This is a genomic window from Bacillus sp. 2D03 (assembly GCF_003946765.1).
Classification (GTDB): domain Bacteria; phylum Bacillota; class Bacilli; order Bacillales; family Bacillaceae_G; genus Bacillus_A; species Bacillus_A cereus.
Genome location: NZ_RPSJ01000014.1, coordinates 124,118 through 150,444, shown reverse-complemented (window position 1 = coordinate 150,444; position 26,327 = coordinate 124,118). Strand labels below are relative to the sequence as shown.

The following is a 26,327-nucleotide window of genomic DNA, read 5'->3' as shown; positions in this document are numbered from 1 at the left end:
GATTAATCGTATGCTTTTATATCTGTTAATGATGGAAGAGAGGCAATTGCACCGTAATTTGTACATGTGATAGCGCCTACTTTATTTGCAAAGGAGATAAACGCTGTTAAGTCTTTGAAATGATACGAAAGTGTATGTTCACTTTGGGCAATCTGATATAACATTGCTCCAACGAAAGCATCACCAGCACCAGTTGTATCGACTTGTTGAATGGAAATAGAAGAGACAATGGTTTGACCTTCATTTGTCGCAAGAAGTGTACCGTCTTTTCCAAGTGTAATAGCTACTACTTTTGCGCCATAATTTAATAATTTGAGTGCAGCTTGTTGTAAATCACTCTCTTTAGAGAGCATAGTAGCTTCCTCTTGACTTACTTTTACGAAGTGTGCATGTTTTATAAAGGTTAGACAATCTTGAGAGAATTGTTCTGTATTTGTAATGAGTGCACTTCGATAATTTGGATCAAAAGAAATAAAATGGCCGTTATCTTTCGCATATTGTAACAACTGAAAATACGTTTCTTTTAATGGGCTTGATAGTAAAGCTGTCGCTGAACCGAAATGTATTAAATCATTCGTTTGTATTTTTGATAAATCAATGCTATTGAATTGATATTCACCATCTGCACCACGCATAAAAGTAAAATCACGTTCGCCATCTTGATCGATGGATACGAATGCAAGTGTTGTTTGTTTATCTTTTATGAGCATGGATGTATCGACTTGCGCACGCTGTAAAGTTTGTTCAAGAAACTCACCAAATGGGTCATTTCCTACTTGCCCCATAAATGTAGCGTGTCCACCTAATTTTGTAATCGCAGCAGCAACGTTAGCGGGTGCTCCACCAGCTTTTTTTTCGAAATCTGAACCGTTTACTAAAGAAACGTTAGTATTTCGGCACACAAAATCAATTAATAGTTCACCTATACAAAAGACATTTCTCATACAATCCCTCTTTTCAGCTTATATTGTGTGATGATAAAGTTTAGTTTTGCATCTGAAAAGATTGCGATATGATGTTTCATGTCTTTTCGAGGAAAAACTCGGGACGTAAAGACTGTTGAACCATCGTATAAGAAAATTTCCACGATGCTTTTATCTACAAATATTTGTAGTTCTATCGTATCTTGAATATCGATTTTTTTACAGCGTTCAAATCCATATTCTCCGCCAAATTGATGGTAGAAGTTGCCCCTGTCTATAGAAATAGTACCTTGTTCCCGATTAAATGTAATGGGGAAACATTCCTCCTCATTGTGGAAGAGAGAAAGCCCAAAACGCTTTGCATCTTCTGTTTTAAGTGTAACAATTAATTCATAGGAGCCTTTATCATCAAGCGTTGATAATACATTTAATCCAGCTGTTATATCTCCTGAAATTTCTTTTTTTGTTGTTCGTAGTTTTGTTAATTCTGAAACTGGTTTTTGTTTTAAGATGTTATCTTCTAATGTTAATTCACGTGGAAGTGTTAGGCAATGAGCCCACATATAATCATCAGAAGGATATGTGATTTCACTTGATCCTGCCCAAGCAAACAATAGGCGACGACTAGTAGAGTCTTCTAAAGTTTGAGGGGCATAAAAATCGAATCCTTTATCAGCTTCGTAATAGGAATCAACATGGAAATATAAATTTTTAATATCGAAATGGCCTATGGCATAAACGACATTGTATATATTGTGAAAGTTTTCGCCGTCTTTTTCAATTCCTTGCGGTGAAAAGAGAAGTACATCTTTCCCTGATAATTGGAAGTAATCGGGGCATTCCCACATAAATCCGAATTCTTTTAAATTTGTTGTAATTTCGCCTTGGAAATGCCAATTGTATAGGTCTTGTGATTTGTATAGTAATAGAGTTCCTGTTTTATTTTCACGTTGGGCACCGAGTAACATATAGTACATATCATTATGTTTCCAGACTTTTGGATCACGTACATGTTTTGTATATCCGTCAGGAATTATATCAATAACAGGATTATTACTATATTTCGTCATCGTATATTGTGAATCCATTGTTGCCATACATTGTTTTGCATCACGGGAATCATCAGGCTTTTTTATATTCCCTGTATAAAGTAAATGAAGAAGGCCATCTTTTACGATAGCACTACCAGAATATGCACCGTGTGATTCATAGCTTTCAGTAGGGATGATGGCTACAGGCATACGCTCCCAGTTAATAAGGTCTTTTGACTTCACATGCCCCCAATGCTTCATTCCATGAATGGGACCAAATGGATACCACTGATAAAAAACGTGATATTCATCATTGTAGTAGGATACACCGTTAGGATCATTCATTAATCCAAATGGTGGGTGGATATGATAAATTGGTTTCCATGAATCTTGGTTTGCAATTTCATATAAAGAATGTAATTCGTCTTTATTAGATTGCAGTATTGTTTTATATTTTGACATAGGTTTTCACCCCGTTATTATTTACTTTCTTTATATAAAATGAATGTGGCAACAAAAGCAGTGATAACTGCAATAGCGAAACCAATTATATAGTGAATCATGTTCATCATGCCAAGAGGTGCAACAATTGTAAGCATCGGAATACCTGTTAAACCGTATGCATTAGCCGCCACTTGCATCCAAACAACGTAAGCGCCGCCAATTGCGCCGCCAATAGCTGCTGCAATAAATGGTTTACCAAGTTTTAAATTGACACCAAAAATAGCTGGTTCTGTAATTCCTAAAAATGCTGAAGCTGCGGCCGGAATTGCAATTTCTTTCGTTTTTTTGTTTTTTGTTTTGAAATAGACAGCTAAAGTAGCACCGCCCTGTGCAACGTTCGCCATTGACCAAATAGGGAGTAAGAAATTGACACCGATATCTTTATTTGCGAGTAAGCCTGCTTCAATAGCGTGGAAGCTATGGTGTAAGCCAGTAAGAACGATTGTTGAATACAATCCGCCGAATATAAGTCCAGCTACTGGTCCTGCAAATTGATAGATTGTATTTAAAAGGTACGTAATGCCGTCACCGATTTTATATCCAATTGGTCCGATAATAATAAGTGATAAAAAGCCAGTTATAATAATTGTTAAGAATGGTGTAACTAATAAATCTAAAGAGTTCGGAACACGTTTTCGAAGTTCTTTTTCAATTGTACTCATAACATATACGCATAATAAAATAGGTAAAACAGTACCTTGATAGCCAATCATATCAATATCCATACCAAAGAAATGTAAAACAGTTGGTTTTGCATTTGAAAGAGTCCAAGGATTTGTTAAGCTTGGGTGAGTTAATATACCACCAACAACTGCACCTAAGAAAATGTTTCCACCAAATTCTTTAGCGGCACTAACTCCAATTAAAATAGGTAAAATAATGAAAGCTGCACTTGAGAACATATCAAGTAATTGGATAAGTGAGTGATCTCCAGGAACTAATTTAAACGCTTTCAACATTCCGAGTAGACCCATAAGTAAACCGCTTGCGACGATAGCTGGAATAATTGGAACAAAAATATTAGATAGTGTCTTTGCTAGGCGGGCGATAGGATTCATTTTTTTCTTAGGTATATCGTTTGATGTTGTAGAATCTAGTTCGGCTATTCCAATTAGTTTTGAGAATTCATCATATACTTTGTTTACTATGCCAGTTCCAAAAATAATTTGATATTGCTCGGTCGTTGCGAAAGCACCTTTTACTCCATCGATGTTTTCGATTTCTGCAGCGTTTATTTTCGTATCATCCTTTAATATAAGACGAAGGCGAGTCGCGCAATGTGTGGCACGGACAATGTTTTCCTTTCCACCAATGTTCTGTATTACTTGAGTTGCAATTTGTTTCATATCCATAAAAATTCCCCCTTACTATAAATTTTCTTATATGGAACCGGTTCCTTAAGGAACTAAAATAAAAAACAGGGAAATGATGTTGAAAATCCTGTTTTTAAAATGTGGAACCGGTTTTAATTTTATTATAGAGCGCCTTTATATTTTGTCAACGCTTTCTTGGATTTTTAATGTATAACGAGAGTGTAATATTTTTGGTATAGTTTTGTTTTCAACAAGCTGTGAAAGAGAAGTGGCAGCAAGCTTTCCAGCATACTCATAGTCAAACGCAATTGTCGTTAAACTAGGGTGTACCATTTCTGAAATATCATATCCACCGAATCCTGTTACAGAAATATCACCTGGTACAGAAAGGGAGTGGGAGTGAATGACTTTCATTGCGCCAAGAGCGATGTTATCTGTAGCACATACGATAAGAGTTGGGCGATTATTATCTAAAATATGTTGTACTTGTTTCATGGCATCTTCTATGCGGAAAGTTGTTTCGTAATATGAAACGTTGCAAGTTGGTTCTAAATTTTCAATTGCTTTTTGAAAACCATTTTTTCGATTTATTCCAACAGAAATATCATCTTTTCCTATCCCTAAATAGGCAATATGTCGATGGCCTTGTGATAAAACGTATGCCCCTAACTCATACGCTGCATCATAATCATCGTGAACGAGGCAATATTGATTTTTATATTCTTGCCCGACGAATAAAATAGGGATGTTTGAATTAGCCATAATTTTTTGATGTTCATTCGTTAATGTTTTTGTTAATAAAATAATGCCAGCTACCTTTTGTTTTATAAAGTTTTCAATTGCTTGTATTTCAGTTTCGGTTGTTTGATTTGCATTTGCTACAAGCATTTGATAGTTATTTTCCTGTAATGTTTTATCGATCCCGATAAGTGTTTTCATTGTAGCGAAGGAGTCTAATCGGGGGATGATGACACCAATTAAATTTGTTGTTTTTGCTTTTAAACTTTGAGCAAATGTATTGGGAGAGAAATTTGTTTCCTGAATAATACCTTCGATTTTAAGTTTTGTTTTATCACTTACATATCCGCCGTTTAAGTAACGAGAGACTGTGCTTTTTGCAACTCCAGCCAATTTGGCGATATCTGCAATTGTTTTAGCCATAGTATTTCACCTTCGTATTCATAAAAATGTTAACTTTATTATAGGGAGAATTAGAGATGACGTAAACAAGAAGAGGGAAAGAAAAAACCACCTCACGTATATGAGGTGGAATAATTGTTAATATTTAGGCTTAAATGTATGACAACAAGTCTCTACACTCGTTGCTACAGAACTTTCTAGTGTCTCGTTTGTTAAAACAGCAGCTGTATATGAATCATTTTCAGTTTGACCAGTTTCATCTGCATCAGGCTGAACGATGATCGCACTTGCTTGACAAAAGTTACCTTGTCCCCAAAAAGAACAGTTGGAAACAGAACATCTTACTTCTGGCATAAAACCCCCTCCTTATACATTAGTGTGGGATTTTACACCCATTTCATGTGTAGAAGGAGTTTCCTTTTCTCGTTACTTTTTCGTTTGCTCAAGCCATTCTTTTAATTTATCTTTCGGCTGTTCACCGCTAATACGGCTCACTTCTTTGCCATCTTTAAAATGAATGATTGTTGGTGTTCCTTGAATTTTATATTCATCCCAAGGAGCATCTAATTTTTCAATATCCATAACTTTCATATCAACGTTTAAGTCTTTAGCCATTGGCACTAGGACAGGAGATAATTTTTGGCAATGAACGCAGGATGTTTGATAAAAGTATACTGTTTCTTCTTTTTTCTCTTTTAAGTTCTTTTGAAGATCTGAAAGAGAAATTTTATTTGTGTAGTAGTCAGGACCGTTTGTCTTACTTTCAGTAGGATTATCAATCTTTTGGCTAGTAGCATTTTTTTCTTCCATTTGTGTGACCGCGAAAATTGCTACGAACAAGGCGATAATAATACCACCAAATATAAGCATTTTTTTCATTCTTTCATCTCCTTATTTGTTTTTGATGACAATAAAGCTACAAACAGCGATTGTAATAAAGCCGATAAGTGCTAAAAACGGGATTGTAATAAAACCAAACCAGTTTATAAATTCTCCGGTGCAGGGTACACGACCGCAAGCTGCTCCAGCAGCTGAAAACGCTGGGACTTTTTGAATTGCATAGTGATATAAAGAAATACAAGCACCAATACTTGCAATTGGTAAAGAATAACTTGCGATGCGATAATCTTTTTTTGCTACAGCGATACCGAGCCATAAAACGAATGGATACATAAAAATACGTTGATACCAACAAAGAACACAAGGCTCAAATTTCATGATTTCGGAAAAGTACAGACTTCCTAGTGTAGCGATAAAAGAAGCTCCCCATGCGGTAAGTAAAGCATATTCTTGCTTTTTTTCTCGTCCCATATTTTATACCTCTCTTATAATAGTTACATACTAAATTATAGTATGAAGTGGTATGGAAAAGAAAGAAAAAATATGTTTATCAATAAAAGTTTTATAAGAGGGAACTTTTATTAGTATTAATATTAATAAAAGCGCTACCCTCCTAAAGAGAATAGCGCTATATTTTACATTTGAATTTGTTCTACTTCTTCTACATGCGACTTTTGGGATGCGTGGTCAATATATTGAAATAGGAGCTGCAATTGTTTATCAACTTCTGGTAGTTCTTTACTGTATTGATAAGCGTGTAAAAAATGCTCAATACGCTTAGAAAATAATTGATCGTTCGTTTGAACCATGAGAACGAGTAATTTATCCCAATTACAGCAATACGTGTAATAGAGAGCTTTATCATAGTCGTTATATGTTTGCACTGTATACCCTCCTTACCGAGAGTTATATATAGTGTGTGATAAGTAAGGGGAAATACACTTGAAAGAATTTGTTAAGAAAAAAAGTGAATGAAAAGAAAAAACGAGGAGTTTCCTCGTTTTTTAAGCTTTTGGCATTGGCGTAGGTGTTGGTTTGCCATAGCCTTCCTTGTATTTATTATCGATATAGTTGCGAATTTCAAGCGTTGATTTTCCTTTTTGTTTCATGGAAGCAGATTCAACTGCGATTTCTAGGCAATTGACGCAAGTCGTTGCGTGGGAATCCCAAACAACTTCACCATTCTTTTTAATTTCACGGATAAAGCAGTTTTTATTATTTTTATGTCCTACACTTTCACCGCAACCACAATAGCATGGAATCCAATCTAATAGCTCTGCATTTTGTCCAGCGACGGTGTAGATATCTTTCATTTGTGGATCAAGCTTATCTAGGAAGGTTGGAAGTGTGTCGATTCCTTTTGTTTTCTCTTGAATGTCAGCTTGCTGAGTGTGCGATGCGTGGTCATGTTCTTCTTGTTTTGATTCAGAAGATTTTTGGTCATTTGTACCTGTACTTCCGCATCCAGCAAGAATTAAGCTTAGTACTGCAAGTAAAGAAAATACATACTTTTTCATTCGCTTGTCCCCTTTACAAATGTATTAATCAAATTGTATCAGACTAAGGGACACCTAGGGAGAAGTTTTTTTTGAACGATTTTTGAAGTGCCATCTTAGTGAATGAAACAAAAATAAAATCGGGATATAAGCGTATACAATATATAAACCCGCTTGAGATAGTACGGTATTTAATGTATTGATACTTTCACGGTTTGTGAAAAACAGAGAAGCTGAAAATATGATGAAAATAAAAAACGGTAATGTAAATTTAAATGAAATATGAAAGGAACGCTTCATCGTTTGACATGATGACCAAATGGTTAAGCAAAGGTTTGGTAAAATAATTAAAAACCAAACGAAAATAATAATATATTCAAAGCGCTGAATAAAAGGAACTTTAATTATTTTTAACATCGTTAAAGTAGGCCAAATAGTACGGTTTAATTGTCCCTCGCTATAATACATAAAAGATACGATAGCTAAAATCACATAAATTAAAGTGCTAAAAGCAATTCCAGCATGGGCCCATCGCTTTAAAGATTTTCCTTTTTCAATAAAGGGATAAAAGATAAGAATTGTTTCAAATCCCAGAAATTCCAATGCGGAGTGTTTTGCAGATATAAGCATGTCAAAAGGTGAATGCGTAAAAATAGGTAAAATATTACGAAAATGTGCATACTTCATCGGATAGATTAAAAAGAACACAACGAAAATAGGCAGCACAATACCCCAAAAGCATATCCCTGTCACAGAGCGAAAGCCGCCTTTTATAATGTAGTAAGTGACTAATAAAAACATAAGCGTAAGTTTCCATAACTTAATGGTAGGGAAAATCCAAACTTGTATTACTTCCATATATGTCCGAAGAACAGTAAGGCAAAATAATAAGCAATAAAGAGTGAAAATTACAGAAAATATAGAGCCAACCCATTTTCCAAAAGTTGTTGTATGAATGCTAATTAAATCTCCGTCTTTTTCAAGCATTTTTAACATACAAAATAGTACAATATGAGTTGCAATCCCCGCAATAATAAGAGAAATCCAAGCATCATAACCTGCATTTTTCAAAATTACACGTTGATATCCGAGAATTCCTATGCCGATTTGGAGAGAATGCAATAAAATAAATGCAAAATATGGAGAGACAGTTTTTGTCTTATTCATTGTATTCATTGCTCATTTCACCTCACTATTCTCCGATTCCAGATTGTACAATATTAAGATCTAAATTTATATCTACCGCTACATTTTTATACATATTTCGAATTTGTTTTATATTCCATTTTCTCGTATGGCTTCTAATTTCATCTCGTATTCCTAACGGATCAATTTCCTTTTCTTGAAATTGTTTTATTAAATCTTCACAGTCTTTTTCGACATTTCGTTCAATTTGTTTTTTTATATAATTGATATTTGTTTTTTTTCTTAGATCAATCCAATTAGGAGAGTTTTTAATTAATCCATTTAATTTTAAATTGATTTTTACTTTTGGTATGTCGCCAGTTTGATCTATATCATACTTATTTTCTCCGGCTAAGTTTTGTATAACAACCATACCTTTATGCTTATCCTTTTTTATTGCTGCTTCGTAACGTCCATTTTTCGTAGGATTAATAAGTAATTTTGCTAAAACAGAATGTCTTTTATCCGTATACATGACGACTTTATCGCCTTTTAAAAAGGCAAGTCCTTTGACAGCGACGGAATGATTATCGTCCATTTTAATATAAGGAACATAGGCATCACATACAGAAGAGTAATAATTATATAAAAAAATGTTTAATTCAGTTTGTGGAATGTTCTCATTTCTTATATTTTGCTCGAGTAAATCAGCAATATATAAAGACCCATTTTTTTTTCCGTAATTTAAAAGCTCTTCAGCCGATCCATCTACAATTGCTAGTTGTACATCACGCCCGATATTTGGGTCACGTTGTAAGTTAGTAATAATCTCTCCCATTCCGCGTTCTCCTAAAGCCTTTCCAAATAGGACGACACGCATTTGACCTACAACAACATTGTGAGGAGATTTCGCATTCAATCGTGAAGCAATTGTTTCAAGTGAACGGGCAGATGTTGTTTGAGTCTCTGGCTTAGACTTTACACCATGTGTGTACTCTGGGAACAGAATAGTTCCTTGGAATCCTTTGTTTTTTGTGATGTCAAATCCAGCAATATGAATAATACGCTGTGCATCCACTATATACGTTTGTGTACAGCCAGTTTGTAAAACGAAGAAGATAATGATAAGGTGCAATAAAATTTTCTTCATTCATTCTCACCATCACGTTTTTGCTTCGATTTGTTTGGATTGTAGCGCCATTTTGATTTTGGTCTAAGAAAAGAAGGTCTTTGAGCCGTTTGGCTAAATGGTAATCGAAGAAAACCTTCTGCTGTACCTAAACCACGAAATGGATATAAAGGTAATAAATAAGGTGATCCAAGTGATTTTAATTTAATTAAATGAGCTAAAATAAATACAAATCCGACAGCGAGGCCTAATCCTCCGAATGCACCAGCTAAAAGAATAAGCGGAAAGCGTAACAACCGGATAGTAGAAGACATCTTTACAGTCGGTGTTGTGAAAGATGCAAGGGCGGATAAAGCAACTGCAATTAATAAAATTGTACTTGTTAAAGCTGCTTCAACAGATGCTTGTCCAATTACAATCCCCCCAACAATCCCAATCGTTTGTCCGACTTTTGTCGGTAAACGCGCTCCAGCTTCACGAAGCAATTCAATTGTAATTTCTAAAAAGAGTGCTTCTAGAATAGGAGGGAAAGGTACGTTAGCTCTCGAGAAAATAATAGGACCTAGTAAATCGGCAGGAATCATTTGATAATGATATGTTAAAGCCGCTGTATAAATAGCGGAGGAAAAAAGAGAAAATATAGCTCCGAAAAAACGAATAATACGAAAGAACGATCCAATCATCCACGGTAAATAATAATCTTCTGGTGAAATGAAAAAATCCAGTAACGTTGTTGGTCCTGATAAAGCATATGGAGAGCCATCTGTTAAAATTAAAACTTCCCCGTTAATTAATGCAAATACAGCTCGATCTAATCGTTCTGTAGGTAATAGAACAGGAAAAGGTGAATTGCTATTATCACTAATAAATTGCTCAATCATAGTTGAATCAAATGGGACATCAAAGTCAATGTCTTCTAGCCGTTGAAGTGCGGTGTTGACAAATTGTTCATTTGTAATTCCTTCTATATAAGCAACTGCTACTTTCGTTTTTGATATAGATCCGACGGTAACTTCTTTAAAAATGAGTTGCTCCGTTACGATATTTCGGCGTAATAAGTGGATATTTGTATCAAGGTTTTCAACGAAACCGATTTTAGGCCCGATTACGCTATACTCATTTTCTGTATCGTTATATAATCGTTTTCCTAAAACAGTACTTTCGGCACGAATTAAAGCATATTGATCAGGATTCGAATTGTTTTTTAAGCGTATTAAAATATATCCACCTAATAATTTTTCACGAATATCATCAATAGAAGGGGAGGTAATAATGTCTTCAATAGAGATGATATTACATAAATCAGAGATGTTTTGGATTTGTTCCGATTCCTTTTTTATAGGAGTTAAAATGAATTGTTTAATAATAAGTGCTTCCACGACAGATTTATAATAAAATAAGCACAACGTTTCATCTTTAAGTATGTTATAAGAGACAAAATCGCTTGATTCTTTCATGGTTTGTATAAATTCTGGGATAGAACAAAGTGTTTTTGTATTAGTCTTTTTTGATTTCTTAGATGATAAACCGAACATTTTCTCACCCCTAACTTACATCATTTACTTGTGTTAGTTTTTGGGAAAGACGGGAATTTATACTTAAAAATTGAAAGTTCATAAAGAAAAGGAAGAGTGGTGAATGGCTCTTCCTTTTTAGCATTTTAATTTGTTTTTTGTTCTTTAATAGACTTCACTAATTTCATCATTTCCGCTCGTATATCTTCTCTTTTTACATTTAATTTTTCGGCAATTTGTTTAATATCCATTCCATCTTTTTTCATTTTTAATACATCATCAAGAGGGGTATTGCTTTTTTGAGAGATGATTGTTAACACAGTAAGATGACGCAATTTGATGTTATATTCTTTCATTTTTTGCTTTAGCTGATCCGGTGTGGATTTTTGCATAGTTGCTAACTGTTGTAGCAGTGCTTGCTTTGTTTCTTTACTCATATGATGCTTTTTCAGCTTACTTGGATCTACACCGAAATGCTCGGCTGTTTTCTCCCAAGATTTATTTTGCTTATAGTAAGATAAAACATCTTTTATTTCTTGTTTACTGATTCTTGCAATGTGAGCAGCTTTCCAAATTTCATGTTTGTTATAGCCGAGCTTTTCTAGCGACTGCATTTCTTCTTCTGAAATTGGTTTATGGTGATGCATTGTTACTTCTTTCGGTGTGGCAGCGGAAGCCGGGAAGATAATTGCTCCGCATAATAATGCTGTCATAGTCATACTTACCGCGATTTTTTTGTACATGTAAACTCCTCCTAGATGGATAGTGTGGAAAACTGTACACATATCATTTCCATAAAATGTGAAATACTTGTGAACAAGTTAAGTTTTTTTATTCACAGCATGGAATGACGTTTTTAGAAGTTTTCCAACATAAAACATTGATTAATAGTAAAAAACTAAGGTATAATCGAAATTGAAAATCAATATCAATAATGAAGATAAACTTATACATATAGATAAAAATAAGGGAGAGATAAATATGACTACATATACTTCCATCGCTAATGTGATTAAAGAAAGGCGCTCTGTTCGTACATTTACAGACAAAGCAGTAGAAAAAGATCTATTAATTGAACTATTAAACGATGCAACATGGGCACCAAATCATAAGCACCGTGAACCATGGAATTGTAAACTATACATCGGAGAAGGCCGCAAGAAATTAGTAGATGCAGTATTAAACTCTTTCACAGAAGAAGAAAGAGCGAAACGCGGTAAAATTTTATCAGATCGTTTCTTAAACACGCCTGCACAAATCGTTGTATATATAAATGAAGATCCGCGTCAAATTCAACGTGATGAAGATTACGCTGCAACATGTGCATTTATGCAAAACTTCCAACTTCTTGCTTGGGAACGCGGATTAGGTTGCGTTTGGAAATCAGGCGGATTAAACTACAATCCATTATTTATAGAAGGAATCGGTTTAACAAGAGGTCAACGTATCGTTGGAATTCTTCACCTGGGCTATTTCGATAAAGCGCCAGAAGGAAAAGCTCGTACTCCGATTACGGAGAAGATGGAGATTATTGAAGGTTAATAGATGAGACATTCTCGTTTTTGCGGGGGTGTCTTTTTATTATGCAATCAATCCTCATGAAAGCTTGTTCTTCATCATACACTTTCTTAAGGGAAAGTGTAAGGAGGGAAAATAATGAGAGCAAGTGACGATAAAGCACTGCAATATGCGATTGCGGAAATTACGGAAATTGCGACTGGATTTGGGCTTGATTTTTATCCGATGCGTTATGAAGTATGTCCAGCGGAAATTATTTATACATTCGGTGCATATGGGATGCCGACGAGGTTTTCACATTGGAGTTTTGGAAAACAGTTTTTCAGAATGAAATTACAATACGATTTAGGTCTTAGTAAAATATACGAACTCGTTATTAACTCTGATCCATGTTACGCCTTTTTATTAGATACGAATTCTTTAATTCAAAATAAATTAATTGTAGCGCACGTTTTAGCGCACTGTGATTTCTTCAAAAATAATATTCGTTTCTCTAATACGAAACGCGATATGGTGGAGAGTATGGCAGCGACAGCAGATCGTGTGAAGGCGTATGAACATAAGTATGGAAGAGAAGAGGTAGAAACGTTCTTGGATGCAGTACTTGCCATTCAAGAACATATTGATCCATCGCTTATGCGTCCGAAACTTGCTTGGAGTATTGGAGATTTAGAAGAGGATGTAGAAAAGAAGAAGATATCACAGTACGATGATTTATGGAATTTAGATGATCGAAACAAAAAGAGGGAACGACCTAATATGCATAAAAAGAAGAAAATCCCACCGCAGCCAGAAAAAGATTTACTCCTCTTTATTGAAGAATATAGCCGTGAGCTAGAAGAGTGGCAGCGCGACATATTAACGATGATGCGCGAGGAAATGTTATATTTCTGGCCACAGCTTGAAACGAAGATTATGAATGAAGGCTGGGCTTCCTTCTGGCATCAACGCATACTCCGTGAAATGGACTTAACATCTTCTGAAGCGATTGAATTTGCAAAGCTTAATGCAGGTGTAGTTCAACCATCAAAAACAAGCATTAACCCATACTACCTCGGTATTAAAATGTTTGAAGATATAGAGGAGCGCTACAACAACCCGACAGAAGAAATGAAACGACGCGGTGTAAAACCAGGATCTGGTCGAGACAAAATTTTTGAAGTACGTGAAATTGAGTGGGACGTATCGTTCTTAAGAAACTACTTAAATAAAGATCTTGTTATGCGAGAAGATATGTACTTATTCCAGCGCCAAGGAAAAGAATATAAAGTAATAGATAAAGAATGGGAGAATGTGCGTGATCAACTCGTAAATATGCGGACAAATGGTGGGTTCCCGTACTTAGTAGTAGAAGATGGAGACTACTTAAAGAACGGAGAATTATACATTAAACATAGTTACGAAGGAATCGAACTCGATTTAAAATACTTAGAAAAAGTACTGCCATATCTTCATCAATTATGGGGAAGAACGGTGCATATGGAGTCCATTGTGGAGAGTAAGGGCGTTGTGTTTTCTTATGATGGGAAGATGGTGCATCGGAAGTATGTGTGAGGGGAAGAACGGACATAGGATACTGTGTCCGTTCTTTTTTATTTAAAATAGGAAAAATATGCTATTCTTGAAAAAAGGGAGTTATATAGAGAAATGGAGCGATTAAAATGAGCAAAGTAGGGGTATGCAAGGTTGATATTACGCCGCCTGTAGGTATTGATTTTGTCGGATATCATAGAGAGACAGGAATAAATAATATTGAAGAGCGTATTTATGGGACAGTTTTTGTATTTGAAAAAGATGAAATGAAAACTGTGTTTATAAGTATTGATAATATTGGAATGTTAGTAGAAGATACGAATATGATTCGTGAGCGAGTAGCAAGTAGGCTTCATGTTCCATTTGAGCGAATAACAGTTGTTTATACACATACCCACTCTGGTCCAGAAACGGTCGGTGATAATTCGCTCGTACAGTCGTATAAAACGATTTTAGTAAATAATGTGGTGCAAGGTGCTGTTACTGCTAATAAAAACTTGAAGCGATGTGAAGTTGGCTGGAGTGTTACGACAGGTGATATTGGGGTCAATCGAAGAGAGAGAACATCTGATGGAAAAGCGAAGATGGGAACAAATATAGATGGTGTTGTAGATAAACGAATTGGTATGTTAGCAATAAGAGATGCTGAAACGAAGGAGTTATCTGGGGTTTTAGTATTTTGTACTGCGCATCCGAATGTTTTAAAAGGTGATAGCGATGTATTATCAGCAGATTATCCTGGAATGACGAGAGAGATTCTTGAGAAAATCGTAAACTGTCCTGTTATTATTGTGCAAGGAGCTGCTGGTAATGTAAATGCAAAGTATCGCGGTTCAAGTGAAGCGTTAAAACAAATGGCTTACATACTTAGTGGACATATATTAACGATGTTGCCAGCAGTTACATATAGCCCAATTTTAAATTTAAGGACAGTTTCAAGTACGGTGCAAATGAAGTTGAATGATATTCCTGAAATTGATGAGATACGAAGCATGGCTCGATTAGCTGAGAAGCAGTGGGGCGTAAATACGGAAGAATGGCTTACTATCGTTTTAGAGAAATATAGGCAAGGTATTCGGCGGTTAAGTATTGATTTAGAAGTGCAACTGTTTCAAGTTAATGATGGTATGTTTTCAGGTATACCGATGGAACCTTTTTCAGAAACTGCCTTAGAAATGAAAGAGAGCCTTCAAAATGAATTGGCTTTCTTTGGTGGATATATGAACGGATATCTTGGTTATTTACCGACAAAAGACGAATATGCATATGGCGGATATGAAGTAGAATTAAGTCCTATTGTGTATGGAACAGTTACAAATTTGTTAATGCCACCGGGAGAGAATACTGCGGAGTTGATTGTGAAAAAGGTTATGGATTTATGTAATATGGTGAAACTTTAATGAGACAGATTTTTGAACGCAGAGTAAAGAATATGACTAATTGTGTGATTTTGTTAAGTCAACGTAATTAATAATGATTATCATTATTAATTACGTTGACTTTTAAAAAAAGAAAAACTAGAATTTATAAAGGGATCTTCAATTGTTCGCTATCATTTGTATAGGAGGTAAGTTATGTTGTATAGCTTTATTTCTATAAGATGTAGGTTGGCTCTTTATAGTTTTGGTGTTCTTTTTATCTTTTTTTGTATAGTATTTTTGGTGAATCAGAAGGTGTATGCAGAAGATGTACCGTGGACATCAGTTTCAAATGAGGGAGAACGTGTACTTTTTCAAGAACAATCTTTGTATAGTAATGATCGAAGGGGAGAAGATCTTGTTTCACCTTCATTTGAAGGGCGTAAACATGGTGGGGAAGATTGGGGATACTTATTAAGAGACAGTAATTTTAATTATCCATCTAATATCCTTACACATTCTATAATAGGAAGAGATGATCGAATTAGAGTTACTGATACAACTTTGTATCCTTATAGGGCTATAGTACACATAGTAATTCAATTTAATGGACAAGAGGTTTATGGGTGTACAGGAGCGCTAATTAGTAAAGATACAGTATTTACAGCTGGGCACTGTGTTTACAATAAAAAGCTTGGTGGATGGGCAAAAAATGTTATTGTGACTCCTGGTAGAAATGGAAACCAAGCACCGTATTTGCCTTATAGTTGGACAAAGCTTTATTCAGTAAGTGGATGGACTGATGATGGAGATTCGGAATTTGATTATGGAGCCATTAAATTAAATGGATCTCCTGGAGATTATACAGGGTGGTTAGGATATAGAACTACTAATGTAGAGTCTCCAAAGGGGTTACTCGCAGTAGTTCCAGGGTATCCGTGTGATAAAGTAGGAAATGAAAAATATACTATGTGGACAGATTATGGACCAATTGAAGGCACTAGTCCTAGAATTTTAACATATAGGATGGACACTTATGGATGTCAAAGTGGAGCACCCGTATATCATGACTATTCTCGCACGGGTGTAACAATAATAGCTACCCATACAGTAGGAAGTAATTCTTGGAATTCTGGAAACCGGGTGACAGACGATGTTTTTAATAATCTTAAAAAATGGTCTGAATAAATATAATAAGCTTTTATGGATTTTATGTTGTGTACTGGTCATAATCATAATGTCTAGTTCTATAGCAAATAATGAAAAGAAGTTTAGTAAGGTTGTTAATTCTGTAACTTTTCACGTAAAAAATAAAGAAAAACAGCCAATAAAAGATTTTGAAATTATACTTATGAAAGACGAATCACCTGAACCCAGTAAAGAAATTGGGATCTCAATAGGGAAAACAGACGAAGAAGGAAAAGTTATTTGGAGGAATGTGAGAACGGGAAAATATATCGTATTTTTGCCAAATAACGAGATACAGATGGTTATGATTAATGATAGAGGTGCAACGAAAAAAATAAATATATCATTGTAGAAAAAGAGTCCATTGGGATTCGTTTTCTCAGGTTGTGGCATTAAAGAATTTTACGTGGAATGGATCTAACCTTATGTGAAGAAGCTATTGATTTTGAAAATTTAAATACAGGTGTATTTAAATTTTCAAAACACGTATTTATACATTGGTTTAATCGTACAGAAAGTTATAGAACTATACGTAAAAGAACTTGGAGATATCTAAGTTCTTTTTTATCTCGCTATTTGCCGGGCAGTAAGACCCCCACCTCAAAATTCAGCGGAAGCAAAGAAGTTAGGTGGGGGATTAACTGTCCGTAAAAGCCCGATTGGTGAGGGATGATTAAAGTTTCACTTTATTTGTTTCAAATTTGTGAAAGAAAGACATATTGATTGAAATTAAATTTTTTATACTCTATCATATACCCATACAGGTATAGGTTTTTGTTTAATGCATGAGGAAATCAAATAATAAATAACATGGAGGTTTGAAATATGTCTAGAAAAATTGTTGTAGTAGGCGGAGTTGCTGGCGGGGCATCAGTAGCTGCAAGGCTTCGTCGTTTAAGTGAAGAAGATGAAATTATTATGGTGGAGCGCGGTGAATATATTTCATTTGCAAATTGTGGCTTACCATACTATATTGGCGGTGTTATTACAGAAAGACAAAAGTTATTAGTACAAACTGTTGAAAGAATGTCAAAGCGCTTTAATCTAGATATACGTGTATTGAGTGAAGTAGTAAAGATTAATAAAGAAGAGAAAACAATTACGATAAAGAATGTAACTACAAATGAAACATACAACGAGGAATATGATATTTTAATTCTTTCACCAGGGGCAAAACCAATTGTTCCACCTATTCCGGGTATTGAAGAAGCGAAGGCGATGTTTACGTTACGAAATGTACCTGATACAGATCGTATAAAAGCGTATATTGATGAGAAGAAACCACGTCATGCGACGGTTATTGGTGGCGGATTTATTGGAGTGGAAATGGTTGAAAACTTAAGAGAACGAGGAATTGATGTTACTCTTGTAGAGATGGCGAATCAAGTAATGCCACCAATCGATTATGAAATGGCAGCATACGTACATGAACATATGAGAAATCACAATGTTGAGCTTGTTTTAGAAGACGGTGTAGATGCGTTAGAAGAGCACGGGACTGTTGTACGTTTAAAAAGTGGTTCAATCATAAAGACAGATATGATTATTTTAGCAATTGGTGTGCAACCAGAGAGTAGTTTAGCGAAGGATGCAGGGTTAGCACTAGGAGTTAAAGGAACGATAAAGGTAGATGAGCGTTTTCAAACGTCGGACCCGCACATATATGCAATTGGTGATGCGATTGAAGTGAAGGATTTTGTTACAGAAACAGAAACGATGATTCCGTTAGCATGGCCAGCTAATCGTCAAGGCCGCATGTTAGCAGATATTATTCATGGCCATACAGATTCTTTATATAAAGGTACGATGGGAACTTCTGTAGCTAAAGTTTTTGATTTAACAGTTGCTGCGACGGGCGTAAATGAGAAAATATTAAAACGATTAAATATACCCTACGAGGTAGTACATGTACAAGCGAATTCTCATGCGGGATATTATCCGAATGCTACGCCAGTGCTAATAAAATTAATTTTTAATAAAGAAAGCGGAAAAATTTATGGGGCGCAGGCGTTAGGGCGTGACGGTGTAGATAAGCGTATTGATGTTATCGCAACGGCAATGAAGGCAAACTTAACTGTAATCGATTTGCCTGATTTAGAATTATCATACGCCCCGCCTTATTCTTCTGCAAAAGACCCAGTAAACATGGTAGGGTATGCAGCAAGTAATATAGTAGATGGTTTCGTGGACACAGTACAATGGCATGAAATAGATCATATTGTTGAAAATGGTGGATATCTTATTGATGTTCGAGAGCCGAATGAACTCAAACAAGGAATGATGAAAGGTTCTATTAATATTTCGTTAGATGAATTACGTGATCGATTGGATGAAGTGCCAATGGACAAAGAAATATATATCACTTGCCAACTTGGTATGAGAGGGTATGTTGCAGCGCGCATGTTAATGGAAAAAGGATATAAGGTAAAGAACTTAGATGGTGGCTTTAAATTATACGGAACAGTAGTACCAGAACGTGTTGTATATTAATATTTTTTCATCTTCCACTTCAAAATTTGGTGGAAGATGAAAGCCTATATAGTAAGGTTTCACTTCTTGTTTTGTGAACATATAAGATAAATATTAAAAATAGGGGTTTACAAAATACCCTATAGGGTATAATATATTGTCATAGGTTATAAATAGTGACATAATGGTAATGAGGTGATTATAGGATGGAATATAATCAAGATATGAAAAATAGATTGAAACGTATTGAAGGTCAAGTTCGTGGTGTACTTCGTATGATGGAAGAAGGAAAAGATTGCCGAGAGGTTATTACACAGTTAACGGCATCTCGTTCTGCACTTGATCGTACAATTGGACTTGTTGTTGGGACAAATTTAGAGCAATGTTTGCGTGAGCAGTTTGAAAGCGGTAATGCTTCAAATGAAGAGTTAATTAAAGAAGCTGTTCAATTACTTGTAAAAAGCCGATAATCTGTCAGACATAATTGTTGACAGATTTTCAAAAACATTTTAATATACCCCTACAGGTATATGTATATAAATTATGGAGGAATCGACTATGAATATAAAAGTGGATATGAGTTTAGATTGTAAAGGGTTGGCTTGTCCGATGCCGATTGTGAAAACGAAGAAGGCGATAGAAGGATTAGCACCAGGGCAAGTGATTGAAGTTCAGGCAACAGATAAAGGGTCTACGGTAGATATAAAAAGTTGGGCGGGTAAAGTAGGACATCAATATATCGGGACGAAACACGAGGATAATGTATTGGTGCATTATGTTAGGAAAGCAAACGAGCATGAAGTGAATGAAATTGTGAAATATCCTCATACAATTACGAATGCTGAATTGGAAGAGATAGTATTAAGTGGTGAAGAGTGTATTATAGTAGATGTTCGTGAAGCGGCGGAATTCGCTTTTGGTCATATTCCATCGGCTATTTCAGTTCCATTAGGCGAACTTGGTAGTGCGGAATTAGATCAGACGAAGCAAATTTATGTCGTTTGTCGAACTGGTAACCGTAGTGATGTAGCTTGTCACATGTTGAAAGAGAAAGGTTATGCAAATGTGAAAAATGTCATCCCAGGCATGTTAGAGTGGAAAGGGAATGTGGAAAAATAAAATTTTTTAAATAAAAATATACCTACGGGGGTAATGAGATGAATGTTAAAGCATTACAAGCAAAAGATGTTGCAGAGAAAGTTTTATTCGGAGAGTTGTTTATTTTAGATGTTCGTAATGAGGCGGATTATGAAGGTTGGAAAATTGAAGGAAAAGAAGTTACTTCAATGAATGTGCCGTACTTTGATTTATTAGAGGGTGTAGATCGTATTGTCAGTGAACTACCTAAAGATAAAGATGTTTTAGTAGTATGTGCAAAAGAAGGGTCTTCTATATTTGTAGCAGAGCAATTAACAGAGGCTGGATTAGAAAATATTTACTATTTATCTGGTGGTATGAAGGCTTGGAGTGAATATGTAAAGCCTATAAAAGTGGGAGATTTAAAAGATGGCGGAAGTATGTATCAGTTTAACCGTCTTGGAAAAGGTTGCTTATCATATATGGTTATTTCAAACGGTGAAGCAGCAGTTATTGATGCAGTAAGAACAGTTGAAGCGTACGAAGAGTTTGCGAAAGAGCATGGCGTTACGATTACGAATGTAATGGATACACATTTACATGCAGACCATATTTCTGGCGGACGTAAGTTAGCGGAAAAAGTAGGTGGTACGTATTGGTTACCGCCAAAAGATGCAGAGGAAGTTGTGTTCTCATATAAACCACTTGTTGAAGGATCTGTTATTACGGTGGGGGGTACTAAAATTGAAATTGATGCATTATACTCACCGGGGCATACGATTGGAAGTACGTCATTTATTGTAGATGATTCCTATTTATTATCAGGTGATATTTTATTTGTAGATTCAATTGGACGTCCAGACCTTGCTGGGAAAGCTGAAGATTGGGTAAGTGATTTACGTACTACTTTGTATAGCAGATATAAAGAACTATCTCAAAACTTAGTTGTGTTACCGGCTCATTATTCAAAAATAAGTGAAATGGACGAGAGTGGTATTGTTAGTGCTAAATTAAAAGATTTATTTGCGTATAATGCAGGATTAAATATTGAGGATGAGGGAGAGTTTCGTAAAGTTGTAACGGAGAATTTACCACCTCAACCGAATGCATATCAAGAAATTCGTCAAACAAATATGGGGCGATTAAATCCAAGTCAAGACGAAGAGCGTGAAATGGAGATTGGTCCAAACCGTTGTGCTGTTCATAATTAATTCGATTTCAAATGTAATAAAAATAGGAGGTATATAAGATGAAAGTGAAAGAAGTATTAGATGTAAAAGGATTAGCATGTCCAATGCCAATTGTAAGAACGAAGAAGGCGAATTAAAGTTCTGGATTAAGAAAGCTTAATTATAAAAATAGGAGGCAAACAAGATGAAAGTGAAAGAAGTATTAGATGTAAAAGGATTAGCATGTCCAATGCCAATTGTAAAAACAAAGAAAGCAATGGAAGCATTACAATCGGGGGAAGTGTTAGAAGTACACTTAACAGATAAAGGTGCGATTAAAGATATTCCAGCATGGTCACAAAAAGGCGGTCATGAAGTGTTAAAACACACGGAAGAATCTGGTGAATTAAAGTTCTGGATCAAGAAAGCATAGCGGTTCAATAATAAGTGGAAGATTACATCCTCTGCTTATTATTGAAAGTAAAGAGGATAATCATATATGTCTTATATAGTTATATCTCTAATAGTATCGATGCTAGGAAGTTTAGTAAAACGTTACATTCCGGTTTTAAATGTTGCATATATTTCGTTAGAACAAGTAAGGAAAATGGAAAGTGTTGTTGTAGATGTACGCAATTATACAGAGAGTCACAGTGATAACACTTCTAGAATTATGTGTATACCGTATGCGTATTTAAAACGGTATTATCATGAAATACCAAATAAGCCTTTGCATCTTATTGTTCATAATAAAGTGGATCGGAATTTAAGTGTTCGTTTTTTAAGAAAGAAAGGGTTCCATATTCAAAGCTATAGTATATATTTGGACGGGAAAAAGGCATAGAAGGAGTTTAAATAGTTTTATGGATGTAAAGACAATATTGAATGTAATCTTAATTGTACTTGTATCGTGGTTTATTATTTCTCGCTTCTTACCAGTTAGAGGAGTAAAAAATATTTCAGGAAAAGATTTAAAACGTATGATGGGGCAAAAGAATAAACAATTTATCGATGTACGTACAGTAGGTGAGTATAGAGGGAATCATATGAAAGGGTTTCAAAATATCCCACTAAATGAGTTAGCGAGTAAGGCAAATCAGTTAGATAAAAATAAGGAAGTAATTGTTATTTGTCAGAGCGGGATGAGAAGTAAGCAAGCAGCAAAGGTATTAAAGAAATTAGGATTTCAGCACGTTATCAATGTTTCAGGCGGTATGAATGGTTTGTGAGGAGGGAATTTAAAATGAAAGAAATGACAGTAAAAGAATTGGAAGAAAAATTTTTACGTAAAGAAGCAGTAAATATCGTGGACGTACGTGAAGTAGAAGAAGTAGCCGAAGGGAAAATTCCAGAAGCGTGTAATATTCCACTAGGACTATTAGAGTTTCGTATGCATGAGTTGGATAAAAAGAAAGAGTATATTATCGTTTGTCGTTCTGGCGGAAGAAGTGCACGAGCAGTTCAGTTTTTAGAGAGCTACGGTTTTCAAGCAATTAATATGGTAGGTGGTATGTTAGCATGGGAAGGTAAAGTCGTATAGTACAGAGATACATGATTTGAACCTTTTTATAAATGATGAAATACCCCTATAGGTAATCGGAGGGAGAACAACATGGAACAACAGAAGAAAACAACAATCGTTTTATTTAGCGGAGATTATGATAAAGCAATGGCTGCTTATATTATTGCAAATGGTGCAGCGGCGTATGATCAAGAGGTAACTATTTTTCATACTTTTTGGGGATTAAATGCTTTAAGGAAAGATGAGCATGTGAAGGTAAAGAAAACTTTCATCGAAAAGGTATTTGGAAAGATGATGCCACGCGGTGCGGATAAGATGGGATTATCAAAAATGAATTTTGCAGGTATGGGACCAAAGATGATTAAAGGTATTATGAAAAAACATAATGCGATGCCTTTACCAGATTTAATCGATTTGGCGAAAGAACAGGGGATTAAACTTGTCGCTTGTCAAATGACAGTAGATTTATTAGGGTTAAAAGAGGAAGAGATTATGGAAGGGGTAGAGTTTGCAGGAGTAGGAGCTTATTTAGCAGATGCTTCGGATGGAAATGTAAACTTATTCATTTAATTCATCTTCTTTCTAGAAGGGAGGGGATGTAAGATGAGCTTAGTCGTATTACTTTTTATAATTGGATTTATAGGATCGTTTATATCAGGAATGGTTGGAATTGGCGGTGCGATTATTAATTATCCGATGATCTTATACATTCCGGTATTGCTAGGATTTTCTGGCTATACATCACATGAAGTGAGCGGTATTACAGCGGTGCAAGTATTCTTTGCAACTTTTGCAGGGGCATGGGCCTATCGGAAAAGTAATGATATGGATAAAACGCTAGTTGTATATATGGGAGCTAGTATATTAATAGGAAGTTTCATAGGGAGTTTTGGTGCTAACGTATTAGCGGAACATACGGTCAATGTTGTTTATGCAGCTTTAGCCACAATTGCTGCTATTATGATGTTTGTACCGAAGAAAAATAATAGCGGAGCAGTTCATTATAATAAATGGTTAGCAAGTTTGTTAGCATTTATTGTAGGAGGTGTTTCCGGTATTATTGGGGCTGGCGGTGCATTTCTTTTAGTTCCTATTATGCTAGTTATTTTAAAATTGCCGTTACGTACAACAATAGCAACATCTATCGCTATTACGTTTATTTCCTCAATAGGGATTACGACTGGAAAAGTGATAACTGGGCAAGTAGTTGTAATTCCAGCTCTTATTATTGCGATTGCAAGTATCTTTGCTGCGCCGCTTGGAGCGCGAGTTGGGAAGAAAATCAATCAAAAAGCGCTGCAATATATGTTATCGATTTTGATTGTAGGTACAGCTATTAAGATGTGGATTGATATGATATCGAAGTAAAAGGATGGCGCTGCTTGCAGCCCATCCTTTTATTTACGCCCAAATCACTTTCATTAAGTTTTTATATTCGTCATTCGCTAATTTATATAGCATTCTCGTATGTTCAAAGACAAGTGCTGGATTAAAGTTTGGTTCTGAGAATGCAAGAGATGTTGAAATATCAATTGCATTTTGCTTATTTAATGTGAATTTTGCAAAGCGATAAGATGTATTTAATTCATTAATGAGATGTAAAATATCATTTGTTGATGTTGCATCAGGCACGTGAGCAACATTGAAGCAGTATATATCCACCGTAGGATGTTCGTTTTGGAAAGCAGCGATAAGTTGAATTTTTGCGCCAGCTTCTGTCTCTAATCCTACTGAAAAATGAACAGAGCCATCATTTTCATCTATATTTTCTTCCATGTATATATCGTTGGATTTTAAGTAGTCTTTAAAATCTGAGATGTTATGTTTTACTGCAGCTTTCATATGTATGAGCCCCCTGATAATTGGAATAGATTGCTACTATTTATTATAATTTAAAAATATTGAAAAAGATAGTTAGAAAGTTCTGATTTTTGATTCTGACGAAATAAAAAGAAGCAGTACTCTACCTCCATAGAGTACTGCTTCTTTACTATTCATTGTCGTTAGACGATGTTTCTGTATCTTCACTGCTATTTTTGTTCTTATTTTTCACTTCATTGTTACTTGATTCGCGCTCACTTGAATTTTCAGACTTAGATTCTTTTGTCTTTTTCGAATCAGAGTCTGAGCCAGACTTTGTATATGCAGGTAGCCCAAGATGAGTACGAAGTTCATTTGTAACATTAGCTAATTCTTTTTTATCTGGATTGTAGTAGTAAGTTCGACCACCACCAGCAGATTTGCTACAAGTATCGTCACCTTTTGCCATATAGCAATCATCACCTTGGATTTGTAATTTCTCAATTTCCGAATCCGATCCATATTTATAGAATGAAAGCATATCATCAAATGTTAAGTTTGTAACGAATTGTCCGTTAATATCATCAATGATGTTACCAACTTTTGTTACAGAACCAACACTTGTTAGTTTCTTTAAAATAGCCTCGATAACGAGTTGTTGACGTTGTCCACGCATGGCATCACTATCGATGTGTCTTGTTCTAGCAAGAGCAAGAGCTTCTTCGCCATTTAGCTTTTGAACACCTTTTTCTAGGTGAATAGCCTCAGCATTATCATTGCTATCTTGCTCAGTAAATTCAACTGGTACATCAACTTCAACACCGCCCAAGTCATCGACGATTTTTATAAATGATTTAAAGTTGAATTTTACAAAATAATCGACAGGAACATTCATTAATTTTTCAACTGCATCAATGCTTGCTTGTGGTCCACCATTTTTTCCGTTTTTAGCAGAACCGAATGCATGAGCGTGTGTAATTTTATCTTTTTTCTTTTCTATTGGAATATAAGTATATGTGTCACGTGGGATACTTAATAGTTTAACAGTTTTGCTATCTTTATTAAATGTTGCAAGCAAAAGGGCGTCTGTTCTTATAGCTTCACCATATTCTTTTCCTCGGACATCGCTTTCATCAACACCCATTATTAAAACAGAGACGTTATTTGTAATAGGTTTTACAGCTTTATCTCGTAAATCAGATTTATCACCGCGTGCTAAATCGTGTGCGGCATTGCGAACAGCAGAAGATGCTTTATTTACTAAAAACCAAGTATAACCGCCGCCTATTAATAAAACGAATAGTATAGCGCTTATAATAATTTTTATTTTTTTCTTATTTTTTTTCGGTTTATTGCGTGTATTTTCTTGCAAAGATGGGTTTTGCTCCATTTCCTGTACTCCTTCATTTGGATTGAAATACGACACTCATATCCACTTATTATAATGAAATTTAGCGAAAAAAAACATTACAAAACATTTACATTTCGTAAAAATTCAATATATTTATAAAAAGTCAGATTTTCTATATATTATTTTTCAGATGTAGAATAAGTATAAGGGCTTTTAGTAGAAATGAAAATATATATTATGAGAAAGTGATAGGGAAGTAAGATTTGTTGAAATATAGCCAAGAAGAAACGAGTAGGTTTACTAAGTTTTTTTATATAATAAAGAAGA

At 35.1% G+C, this 26,327-nt stretch carries 30 protein-coding genes and 1 pseudogene; 16 read left to right on the top strand and 15 right to left on the bottom strand.

Annotation, left to right across the window (positions count from 1 at the left end):
* Positions 1 to 2: 2 nt before the first annotated feature.
* The 13 genes from EBQ15_RS25950 to EBQ15_RS25890 form a co-directional block, all read right to left on the bottom strand.
* Entirely contained in the window at positions 3 to 944 is a 942-nt protein-coding gene (locus tag EBQ15_RS25950; protein ID WP_001246642.1) for a carbohydrate kinase family protein, read from the bottom strand.
* Positions 941 to 2,416 (bottom strand): beta-fructofuranosidase, encoded by a 1,476-nt coding sequence (gene scrB, locus EBQ15_RS25945; RefSeq protein ID WP_000049743.1) that lies wholly within the window; start codon positions 2,414 to 2,416, stop codon positions 941 to 943. Before scrB ends, EBQ15_RS25950 begins: the two co-directional genes overlap by 4 nt.
* 17 nt (positions 2,417 to 2,433) lie before the next feature.
* Positions 2,434 to 3,810, bottom strand: coding sequence for a sucrose-specific PTS transporter subunit IIBC (locus EBQ15_RS25940; RefSeq protein WP_000367319.1), 1,377 nt, complete (start codon positions 3,808 to 3,810; stop codon positions 2,434 to 2,436).
* Positions 3,811 to 3,945: 135 nt separating this feature from the next.
* Positions 3,946 to 4,932, bottom strand: coding sequence for a LacI family DNA-binding transcriptional regulator (locus EBQ15_RS25935; protein ID WP_001140398.1), 987 nt, complete (start codon positions 4,930 to 4,932; stop codon positions 3,946 to 3,948).
* A gap of 117 nt (positions 4,933 to 5,049) precedes the next feature.
* Positions 5,050 to 5,265: a DUF1540 domain-containing protein gene (locus tag EBQ15_RS25930; protein ID WP_001115481.1), complete on the bottom strand. Its 216-nt coding sequence runs from the start codon at positions 5,263 to 5,265 to the stop codon at positions 5,050 to 5,052.
* Positions 5,266 to 5,337: 72 nt separating this feature from the next.
* Positions 5,338 to 5,790, bottom strand: a complete 453-nt coding sequence (locus EBQ15_RS25925; protein ID WP_000738450.1) for a thioredoxin family protein — start codon at positions 5,788 to 5,790, stop codon at positions 5,338 to 5,340.
* 12 nt (positions 5,791 to 5,802) lie between these two features.
* The gene (locus EBQ15_RS25920; protein ID WP_000532264.1) at positions 5,803 to 6,222 is read right to left on the bottom strand and encodes a disulfide formation protein C; all 420 of its coding nucleotides are present in this window, start codon (positions 6,220 to 6,222) and stop codon (positions 5,803 to 5,805) included.
* 164 nt (positions 6,223 to 6,386) lie between these two features.
* Positions 6,387 to 6,635 carry a YhdB family protein gene (locus EBQ15_RS25915; RefSeq protein ID WP_001195459.1) on the bottom strand — a complete coding sequence of 83 codons (249 nt, stop codon included), beginning with the start codon at positions 6,633 to 6,635 and terminating at the stop codon, positions 6,387 to 6,389.
* A 120-nt stretch (positions 6,636 to 6,755) separates the two neighbouring features.
* Complete coding sequence (locus tag EBQ15_RS25910; protein ID WP_000761028.1) at positions 6,756 to 7,268, bottom strand: PCYCGC domain-containing protein; 513 nt, start codon at positions 7,266 to 7,268, stop codon at positions 6,756 to 6,758.
* A 54-nt stretch (positions 7,269 to 7,322) separates the two neighbouring features.
* Positions 7,323 to 8,423, bottom strand: coding sequence for a GerAB/ArcD/ProY family transporter (locus tag EBQ15_RS25905; protein ID WP_001095036.1), 1,101 nt, complete (start codon positions 8,421 to 8,423; stop codon positions 7,323 to 7,325).
* A gap of 16 nt (positions 8,424 to 8,439) precedes the next feature.
* Positions 8,440 to 9,522 carry a Ger(x)C family spore germination protein gene (locus EBQ15_RS25900; RefSeq protein ID WP_000722243.1) on the bottom strand — a complete coding sequence of 361 codons (1,083 nt, stop codon included), beginning with the start codon at positions 9,520 to 9,522 and terminating at the stop codon, positions 8,440 to 8,442.
* Positions 9,519 to 11,036 (bottom strand): spore germination protein, encoded by a 1,518-nt coding sequence (locus EBQ15_RS25895; protein WP_000467493.1) that lies wholly within the window; start codon positions 11,034 to 11,036, stop codon positions 9,519 to 9,521. The genes EBQ15_RS25900 and EBQ15_RS25895 overlap by 4 nt, the downstream gene beginning before the upstream one ends.
* 125 nt (positions 11,037 to 11,161) lie before the next feature.
* Complete coding sequence (locus tag EBQ15_RS25890; protein WP_000276998.1) at positions 11,162 to 11,758, bottom strand: hypothetical protein; 597 nt, start codon at positions 11,756 to 11,758, stop codon at positions 11,162 to 11,164.
* Between the two features lie 238 nt (positions 11,759 to 11,996).
* On the opposite strand from EBQ15_RS25890, the gene EBQ15_RS25885 reads away from it, so the two are divergent.
* The 16 genes and pseudogenes from EBQ15_RS25885 (at position 11,997) to EBQ15_RS25815 (ending at position 24,217) form a co-directional block, all read left to right on the top strand.
* On the top strand, positions 11,997 to 12,557 hold the full coding sequence (locus EBQ15_RS25885) for a nitroreductase family protein (RefSeq protein ID WP_000214816.1): 561 nt from the start codon (positions 11,997 to 11,999) through the stop codon (positions 12,555 to 12,557).
* A gap of 114 nt (positions 12,558 to 12,671) precedes the next feature.
* A complete protein-coding gene (spoVR, locus tag EBQ15_RS25880; protein ID WP_001202724.1) occupies positions 12,672 to 14,087 on the top strand; it encodes a stage V sporulation protein SpoVR in 1,416 nt (471 codons plus the stop codon).
* Positions 14,088 to 14,194: 107 nt separating this feature from the next.
* Entirely contained in the window at positions 14,195 to 15,466 is a 1,272-nt protein-coding gene (locus EBQ15_RS25875) for a neutral/alkaline non-lysosomal ceramidase N-terminal domain-containing protein (RefSeq protein WP_000048708.1), read from the top strand.
* 174 nt (positions 15,467 to 15,640) lie between these two features.
* A complete protein-coding gene (locus tag EBQ15_RS25870; protein WP_000966972.1) occupies positions 15,641 to 16,612 on the top strand; it encodes a trypsin-like serine peptidase in 972 nt (323 codons plus the stop codon).
* Complete coding sequence (locus tag EBQ15_RS25865; protein ID WP_000478585.1) at positions 16,578 to 16,964, top strand: DUF2606 family protein; 387 nt, start codon at positions 16,578 to 16,580, stop codon at positions 16,962 to 16,964. The genes EBQ15_RS25870 and EBQ15_RS25865 overlap by 35 nt, the downstream gene beginning before the upstream one ends.
* 473 nt (positions 16,965 to 17,437) lie before the next feature.
* Positions 17,438 to 19,102 (top strand): CoA-disulfide reductase, encoded by a 1,665-nt coding sequence (cdr, locus tag EBQ15_RS25860; RefSeq protein ID WP_000087593.1) that lies wholly within the window; start codon positions 17,438 to 17,440, stop codon positions 19,100 to 19,102.
* Between the two features lie 185 nt (positions 19,103 to 19,287).
* Positions 19,288 to 19,551 carry a metal-sensitive transcriptional regulator gene (locus EBQ15_RS25855; RefSeq protein WP_000456205.1) on the top strand — a complete coding sequence of 88 codons (264 nt, stop codon included), beginning with the start codon at positions 19,288 to 19,290 and terminating at the stop codon, positions 19,549 to 19,551.
* Positions 19,552 to 19,624: 73 nt separating this feature from the next.
* Positions 19,625 to 20,200 carry a sulfurtransferase TusA family protein gene (locus EBQ15_RS25850; RefSeq protein WP_001999122.1) on the top strand — a complete coding sequence of 192 codons (576 nt, stop codon included), beginning with the start codon at positions 19,625 to 19,627 and terminating at the stop codon, positions 20,198 to 20,200.
* A gap of 38 nt (positions 20,201 to 20,238) precedes the next feature.
* Positions 20,239 to 21,369: an MBL fold metallo-hydrolase gene (locus EBQ15_RS25845; RefSeq protein WP_001101019.1), complete on the top strand. Its 1,131-nt coding sequence runs from the start codon at positions 20,239 to 20,241 to the stop codon at positions 21,367 to 21,369.
* Between the two features lie 38 nt (positions 21,370 to 21,407).
* Positions 21,408 to 21,479, top strand: a pseudogene (locus tag EBQ15_RS31465) (sulfurtransferase TusA family protein); the annotation flags it as partial.
* Between the two features lie 53 nt (positions 21,480 to 21,532).
* Positions 21,533 to 21,760, top strand: a complete 228-nt coding sequence (locus tag EBQ15_RS25840) for a sulfurtransferase TusA family protein (RefSeq protein ID WP_000864996.1) — start codon at positions 21,533 to 21,535, stop codon at positions 21,758 to 21,760.
* A gap of 66 nt (positions 21,761 to 21,826) precedes the next feature.
* Complete coding sequence (locus EBQ15_RS25835) at positions 21,827 to 22,171, top strand: hypothetical protein (protein ID WP_000120509.1); 345 nt, start codon at positions 21,827 to 21,829, stop codon at positions 22,169 to 22,171.
* Between the two features lie 19 nt (positions 22,172 to 22,190).
* Positions 22,191 to 22,556, top strand: coding sequence for a rhodanese-like domain-containing protein (locus tag EBQ15_RS25830; protein ID WP_000382694.1), 366 nt, complete (start codon positions 22,191 to 22,193; stop codon positions 22,554 to 22,556).
* Between the two features lie 14 nt (positions 22,557 to 22,570).
* Positions 22,571 to 22,867, top strand: coding sequence for a rhodanese-like domain-containing protein (locus tag EBQ15_RS25825; RefSeq protein ID WP_000661813.1), 297 nt, complete (start codon positions 22,571 to 22,573; stop codon positions 22,865 to 22,867).
* Positions 22,868 to 22,939: 72 nt separating this feature from the next.
* On the top strand, positions 22,940 to 23,419 hold the full coding sequence (locus tag EBQ15_RS25820) for a DsrE/DsrF/DrsH-like family protein (RefSeq protein WP_000437728.1): 480 nt from the start codon (positions 22,940 to 22,942) through the stop codon (positions 23,417 to 23,419).
* A 33-nt stretch (positions 23,420 to 23,452) separates the two neighbouring features.
* Positions 23,453 to 24,217: a sulfite exporter TauE/SafE family protein gene (locus tag EBQ15_RS25815; RefSeq protein ID WP_000060713.1), complete on the top strand. Its 765-nt coding sequence runs from the start codon at positions 23,453 to 23,455 to the stop codon at positions 24,215 to 24,217.
* 33 nt (positions 24,218 to 24,250) lie between these two features.
* Here EBQ15_RS25815 and EBQ15_RS25810 read toward each other — a convergent pair whose 3' ends face one another.
* Positions 24,251 to 24,691 carry a YbjN domain-containing protein gene (locus EBQ15_RS25810; RefSeq protein WP_000642360.1) on the bottom strand — a complete coding sequence of 147 codons (441 nt, stop codon included), beginning with the start codon at positions 24,689 to 24,691 and terminating at the stop codon, positions 24,251 to 24,253.
* A gap of 148 nt (positions 24,692 to 24,839) precedes the next feature.
* Positions 24,840 to 26,039: an LCP family protein gene (locus EBQ15_RS25805; protein WP_000437393.1), complete on the bottom strand. Its 1,200-nt coding sequence runs from the start codon at positions 26,037 to 26,039 to the stop codon at positions 24,840 to 24,842.
* Positions 26,040 to 26,327 lie beyond the last annotated feature (288 nt).